Source organism: Nodosilinea sp. LEGE 07088, assembly GCF_015207395.1.
Taxonomy (GTDB): Bacteria; Cyanobacteriota; Cyanobacteriia; order Phormidesmidales; family Phormidesmidaceae; genus Nodosilinea.
This window is the reverse complement of record NZ_JADEWX010000253.1, coordinates 1-6,175: the sequence shown is the minus strand read 5'-3', so window position 1 is coordinate 6,175 and position 6,175 is coordinate 1. Positions and strand designations below refer to the sequence as shown.

8 protein-coding genes are annotated in these 6,175 nt (G+C 59.7%); 4 read left to right on the top strand and 4 right to left on the bottom strand.

The window, feature by feature from the left end; all coding sequences use genetic code 11:
- The 3 genes from IQ254_RS29005 to IQ254_RS28995 form a co-directional block, all read right to left on the bottom strand.
- Positions 1 to 774: glutathione S-transferase family protein (locus IQ254_RS29005; RefSeq protein ID WP_193969627.1), on the bottom strand; the 774-nt coding region annotated here is incomplete at its 3' end.
- A 9-nt stretch (positions 775 to 783) separates the two neighbouring features.
- A complete protein-coding gene (locus tag IQ254_RS29000) occupies positions 784 to 1,641 on the bottom strand; it encodes a DUF4230 domain-containing protein (protein ID WP_193969626.1) in 858 nt (285 codons plus the stop codon).
- A gap of 60 nt (positions 1,642 to 1,701) precedes the next feature.
- Entirely contained in the window at positions 1,702 to 2,406 is a 705-nt protein-coding gene (locus IQ254_RS28995) for a Uma2 family endonuclease (protein ID WP_193969625.1), read from the bottom strand.
- Positions 2,407 to 2,565: 159 nt separating this feature from the next.
- Between IQ254_RS28995 and IQ254_RS28990 the strand changes: the two genes are divergently transcribed.
- The 4 genes from IQ254_RS28990 to IQ254_RS28975 are packed head-to-tail and all read left to right on the top strand — an operon-like array spanning position 2,566 to position 3,818.
- Complete coding sequence (locus tag IQ254_RS28990) at positions 2,566 to 3,078, top strand: DUF29 domain-containing protein (protein WP_193969624.1); 513 nt, start codon at positions 2,566 to 2,568, stop codon at positions 3,076 to 3,078.
- A gap of 26 nt (positions 3,079 to 3,104) precedes the next feature.
- Complete coding sequence (locus IQ254_RS28985; protein ID WP_193969623.1) at positions 3,105 to 3,323, top strand: hypothetical protein; 219 nt, start codon at positions 3,105 to 3,107, stop codon at positions 3,321 to 3,323.
- Between the two features lie 28 nt (positions 3,324 to 3,351).
- Positions 3,352 to 3,597 (top strand): type II toxin-antitoxin system HicB family antitoxin, encoded by a 246-nt coding sequence (locus IQ254_RS28980; RefSeq protein WP_193969622.1) that lies wholly within the window; start codon positions 3,352 to 3,354, stop codon positions 3,595 to 3,597.
- Positions 3,597 to 3,818 (top strand): type II toxin-antitoxin system HicA family toxin, encoded by a 222-nt coding sequence (locus tag IQ254_RS28975; protein WP_193969621.1) that lies wholly within the window; start codon positions 3,597 to 3,599, stop codon positions 3,816 to 3,818. The genes IQ254_RS28980 and IQ254_RS28975 overlap by 1 nt, the downstream gene beginning before the upstream one ends.
- Here the strand turns inward: IQ254_RS28975 and IQ254_RS28970 are convergent.
- The coding region (locus IQ254_RS28970) for a GH116 family glycosyl hydrolase (RefSeq protein WP_193969620.1) at positions 3,810 to 6,175 on the bottom strand (2,366 nt) is incomplete at its 5' end. The two genes, IQ254_RS28975 and IQ254_RS28970, sit on opposite strands and share 9 nt — an antisense overlap.

Here is a 6,175-nt window from a genome sequence, read left to right as displayed (position 1 = left end):
GGGCGTGCCGGGGCTAGCGGGGGGCACAGTGGTGCGAGCATTGCGGAAGTCGGCGTAGAGGCGATCGCGCCACTCAAAGAAGGGCTTAAATTCAGGCACATCCACCAGCCCCGGCACGCCCTTGCCGCCAATGCCCTCGGGCAGCTCCACATACTGCGCGGTGGGAAACTTGAGATACATAGTGGCGGCGGCAACGGCAAAGTCGGCCAGGGTGGGCTGGTCACCCAGCAGGTAGGGGCTACCCTGCAGCATTAGCACCAGGGCTTCGAGATCCTGGCGCAGGCCAGCGGTGGCGATCTTAATATCTCCAGGGCCAAAGCCAACGCCGGTACCGACCAGGTTCAAAATGTCGCCGGGGAGAGAGCCGATCAGACTACGCAACGGGGCCGGGGTAAAGCTGGGCAGCAGCGCGGTGCGAAAGTTGGGGTGCTGCTTAAAGGCACCGACCATGACCACCCGCGTCTTAGGCACGATCGCCTCGTCAGCCCAGGCTTCTAGCGCCAGACACAGGCCCTTTTGCTTAGGGTCAGTGGGGATCAGGGGGCGATCGGGGTAGGCTTTTTCGAGGTGAAATGCGATCGCCGTCGAGTCGGGAATCACCTGTTCGCCATCTTTGAGCACAGGCACCTGGCGCTGGCCCGATAGCTGAAAGATTTCAACCTGACCCACACCGGGGGTAACTTCGACCTTGCGGTAGGGCACCTGCTTGTAGTCGAGAATCAGGCGAATCTTTTCGGCGAAGGTGGAGGCTTCAAACTGGTACAGCTCTAGCATTGGGAGTCCTTATTGGCCGGTTTCTTCAGGGGGCGGGGTGGGTACCGCTAAACCCGGTAACACTGTATCGCTATTTGCAGGCGCTGCACAGGCGGAATTAGTCGGCGACTGGGTGGTGACAGTGACGGTCTCAAACCCGGCCGTGGCGAGAAGCTGGCTAACCGTGACCTCGGCGCGGCGGTTGGCCTCGGCCAGCAGATTTTCGCTACAGGCGGCCTCTTCGATTTTGGCCAGCGCTTCCTGCTGGGCCTGCTCTTGCAGCTCGGGGGCGGCGTCTGGCCCTAGGCCCAGAAATCCCCGGCTGTAGTCAAACACATTTGACTTGCTCAAGTCGATCTTGCTGTCGAGAATCTTAGGCGGCGGCAGAGTAACTTGAATCGCATCTTCCCCCGTCACCTGCACGTTCTCAGGCGTAAGCTCGGCTAGATCCACGCCAGCCCGCACTTCGCCGTAGGCAATATAGAGCAGGTTAGTGGAGCCGATCACGTAGCCCGCCAGGGTGCGATCGCTCTGGGTCGGCACCACCGCCTCCATGGCAAAAATGGCCGTAGTCAGTTCGCTGGCCCCCCGCAGCTGCTGCACCACCACCGATCGCACGTCCACCTCCGGTTCGCTGGGGGCGGGGGTGAGCATAATCCGCGCGCCTTCCAGGAAGCGATCGCCCGATCGCCAAATTCCTACCCCGGCGATGACACCCACCAGCACGGCACCGCCGAGCAGCGCGTTGAAGACGCCACGCACCAGACGCAAAGGGCCACGGCGCGGTTTTTGCGGCGTGGGTTGCGGCAGCGGGTCGGCCATTCTGGCATCGACATAGCGCGGCGGCAGCGGGTCGGGTAGTTTGCGATCGGGCGGTGCAGGGCGCATAGGGGTGGAGGGGTGGATGGAGGACAACTTGGGAAGGCAGGCGATTTTAGATCAATTGTACTACTGCTTTTTGAGCTGTTCGATAAAGGCGGCGTGTTCTGGTGAGGCTAAGCCTAACTGTAAGACCTCTAGCACCCGTGGCATCTGATTCGTTAGCAACGCATCTACCGCTAGCCACAGACCTGGAAACACTCGACTGCGAAGGATGCCATCCGGATCAGGTGACAACAATTGATACTCTCCTTCGGTAAGCCGAAACCACTCCAACTGATTGTCGTAGGACTGCCAAATCACATACTCCAGCACGCCATTGCGACGATACACCTGCTTTTTCGCACCTGTGTCGATGGCAGCACTACTGGCCGCAATTTCTACAATTAGCTCCGGTGATCCTTCAATATAGTCGTCAGCACTAATTCGGGTTTGTCCACCCGCCGCTGCTTCAATAAACAGCACCGCATCGGGTTGAGGCTCGTTGTCTAAATCAAGTCTGACCGTTGGTGCATCGCTCAAGTCAACGCCAGGAGTAAGGGTCTGATAGACCCCTAGCCATGTCATCACTCGGCTGTGGGGTTTGCCGTGCTGCCTATGGCGTAAGGGAGAGGCCACGTAGACAATGCCTTCGATCAGTTCTGCTTTTTTAACATCGGTCGCCGCCGCATAGCGACGCTCAAATTCTACGCGCGACAGGCGATCGCCGCTCTGCAAGGGAGGATAGTGCGGCGCCGCTGTAGATTGCGCTCTGGGTGAGTATTCTCTAACCATTGACCGATTCCCAAAATCTCTCGGGGCTGTCCTACGGAGAACTGATCTACTAGCCTCTATCCTAGCCCGACCGTGAAAGCCTGTCCTGTTCATAACGGTCTGTCATAATTAGCTCAGAAAGGCATTGAAATTTCCGGCAGGTTAGACGGCCAGCAACCCATGGAAAACTTACCGCTCGATCAGGTCGGTACAGAACAGGCTAGGGAGACGTGGGATGATCAGCCCCGCCGTGAGTCCAGCCTGTACGAAAGGGACTTTTACCAGTGGGTGCAGCAAACGGCAGCGGCACTCAAAGCCAAAGCCTTTGACCAGGTGGACTGGGCTAACGTGATTGAAGAAATCGAGAGCGTGGGGCGCAGTGAGCGTCGGGAACTCAAAAGCCATCTCATTGTGTTGTTAGAACACGTGCTGAAGTTACAGTATTGGACATCTGAGCGAGCCTCAAACGAACGGGGCTGGCGCAACACCGTCATCGAACAGAGGCGTCAGATTCAGCTGCTGTTGGATGATAGCCTCAGCCTGCGGCCACTGCTGGACGATCTCTACGCCGATGCCTATCGCCAAGCCCGCGAAGATTTGATTCTCAAAGCTCAGCTCCCCGAAGCCGCCATTCCCCACGGACAGCCCTATACCCTGGCCGAGGCTCTGGACTCAAAGACCCTCCTGGCTTAGCTTTGAGATATCTATAGCTAGGCAGAATGGAATCAGCGGCTCCTGCGGTAGGGTGCATTCGCGGCTCCAAACCCACGCCTACCACCCGCCAATCCCTGCGCCGCAATGCACCGCCCACCCATCGCGAGAACCCCGCATCTGACTCACCGCTATTGGTGCATTACGGCGGAGCGGGGTTAAAGGGCTTGTGGCAAGGGCGATCGCGCCGCGAATGCACCCTACGAGGGTATTTATTTATCTTATGATCGCCCTATAGCTCACGATTGATAGCCTATGCTGACCCGCTACATTCAAACAGCCATGCACCAAGCGGTCTACGAGCTGTTGGACGACAGCACATTCTACGGTGAAATCCCTGCCTGCCCAGGTGTTTTGAGCAATGCCAATACCCTAGAAGCTTGCCGCGAAGAGCTACAAAGCGTGCTAGAAGAATGGCTCATTCTTGGATTGCGGCTTGGGCATACTCTCCCCGTCCTTGATGGCATTGATATCAACCCTACAGCGGTTGAGGTAGCGTAATGCCTACCTTTGGCTCGATCAAGCGCAATGACTTGATTCGTTACCTGAGAATGCTTGGGTTTGAAGGGCCATACTCCGGCGGCAAACATCAGTTTATGGTTAAAGAAACACTTCGCCTTACCATCCCCAATCCTCACCAGGGAGAAATTAGCAAAGCACTTTTGGGAAAAATTCTTCGCCAGGCTGCGATCAGCCGCGAAGAGTGGGAGGCTTTACGGTAGATCGATGCTGGCGGTGAGCACCTCATACAGTCCCCAGATCGCCATTGGACGCATGTAGTGACAGGCGCGGTAGGTGCCCAGGGCCGTGATCGCCTCGGGGGTGCGAAATTGCAGACCGTAGTCATAGATCTGGTGAATGACCGCATCGGCGATCGCGATCGCCTCCTCCGTCTTCCCCATCTGGGCCAAAAACGCCGCCAGGCCAAAGTTGATGCCCACCCACACCTCCTGCTGGTGGGTGCTGTCGGGGTCTTCGGGGCTACCGTCGGGTAAAACCCCATTGGCAGCACCGATCGCCAGCTTCAGCGTCGCGGCGCTAAAGTTGCCCAGCTGTGCCCCCTCAAACTTCTGCTGGGGCGGGCGCTCCTGGCGCTGCACCACCTGGTTAAATTTCACAAAGCAGGCGTCGTAGATGGCATCGAGGGCCGACAGGGTGAACTCGTCTTCGACCAAATCGGGCAGGCCCAGGTGGCGCACCATAAACTGGCCGCAGAGCTGGTCGGCCATCACCACATCCGAGCCGCTGCCCGTATCGAGCCGGTAGTAGCGCCCGTTCCACAGCTTGGGGTGATAGGCCTTGAGGCCGTTGTCGAGCCAGCGGCGGTACTGGGAAAGCAGAATTGGGGCGTTGCCGGGAGCTAGACCATTTGCGGTGAGAATGTTGCCGATCGCGATCGCCGCCTCCAGCGCCCCCAGCCACAGCCCGCCGCAGTAGGCGCTAATGCCCTTGAGCTGCCAGTCGTCGAAGGTCTGGTCGGGGGCACCCTCGTTTTCGGGAATGCCGTCGCCGTCGCGATCGAACTGCTTCAGGTATTGCAGCGTATCCACTACGGCGGGCCAGCAGTCCTTGAGGAATTCCACGTCTGTAGCGCCCGTGAACTGGTAGGCGCGGTAGACCTGGAGCACAAAGTCGCTGCCCAGGTCTTTCCACTGGTTGCAATCCTGGTAGCTGGTGTAGTTGGTCTGCTCCCAGGGGTGCTCGTTGGGGGCTCCCAGGTCGTGGGGGGTCGCCCCCTTGAGCTTGCGAACTGCCGGGGGATTCTCCAGGCCCATGGTGACGTAGTAGCCGATGATTCGCCGCCGCTCGTCCTGGGTGGGGATGGCGCGGGCAAAGGCGCGCAGCACGGCTTTCTCCAGCTCGGGCCACAGCAGCAGGGTGGCAAAGCCGCCGTAGAGGCGCACGTCGAGGCTTTCGTACCAGCGGTAGTCGATACACTCCAGCACCGCAAACTGACCCACGGGGTCGGCCTCGGTGGCGGCGCTCCACAGAGTGCCGCCGCTGGCCAGGTCGTACAGCTCGTTGAACAGGGCCATTTTGAACCAGTCGGGCAGGTCGGGCCGCTCCAGAATTGGCTGCTGCCAGGCGGTAATCTGCTGCTGCCAGGCTTTGTACTCGGTTAGGGCGGTAAAGGCGATCGCCTGCGCGTTCCGCCCGCTGCGGCCAAAGAAATCGGTGTAGCGGCGATAGTTGATCACCCCAGCGGCAAACTCCGTCACCGGCAGATCCCAGGCCAGCGCCACCGGGATCTGCCGAGTTTCGCCAGGTTGCAGGGTGAAGCGAAGGGCGATGGCTGCGCCGATCTGCTCTTCCTCTGCTGCCGGGGTTGTGTCCAGCAGGTTCATCAGCCGCCCCAGCTTGGCAAAGGCATCCCACAGGTCGCGCCCGTCGCCAGCGGGGTTCCAGCGCAGGTCGTAGGAGACTTCAATATCCGAGTCATCCAGGGTGGCAAAGCACCACTGGCCATCGCCCTCCTTTGGATCACCCGACCAGGCCCCGTCCATCAGGCAGCCCTTGAGGCCGCTGTCGTTTACCCACTGGTTGACGTTGTCCTGGCTTTGGGCGATCGCAGGAATGTAATCGTAGTAGGGGCTGCCGTCATCGCGCAGCAGCACCTCGGGGGATTTTTGGGTATTGGTAAACCAGCCCACCATGTTTTGCCAGCTCACCATGATGCTCAGGGTAATAGGAAAATGGGTGGGGTTGTGGGCCGTCCACTCGAACGCCACTACCGGGTAGCTGGATGCTTGATAGTTGTCGGGCCAAACGGGTGAAATCTGCTCGCAGGTAACCTGGGCGCGAAAGACGTTCTCGTAGCGGTACCAGCTGCGGGGGTAGAGCGCGTGGTAGCTGCCGGTAGTGCGATTGGCCGTGGATGCGGGGTACCACGACCACGACGACAGGCTGCTATCCTCGGGCGGCTGGGTGCTGAGGGCGTAGGCCTGGGTGCCCGCCCCGGTTTTTTCCCACAGGCTGAACTGGCAGGCTGGAAAGCTGCCGAAGACATGCTCACCGCCGTCGAGGTGCCAGAGGTTGAAGTTACCCTGGGGCGATCGCCCCACACAGCCCGCCCCCAGCC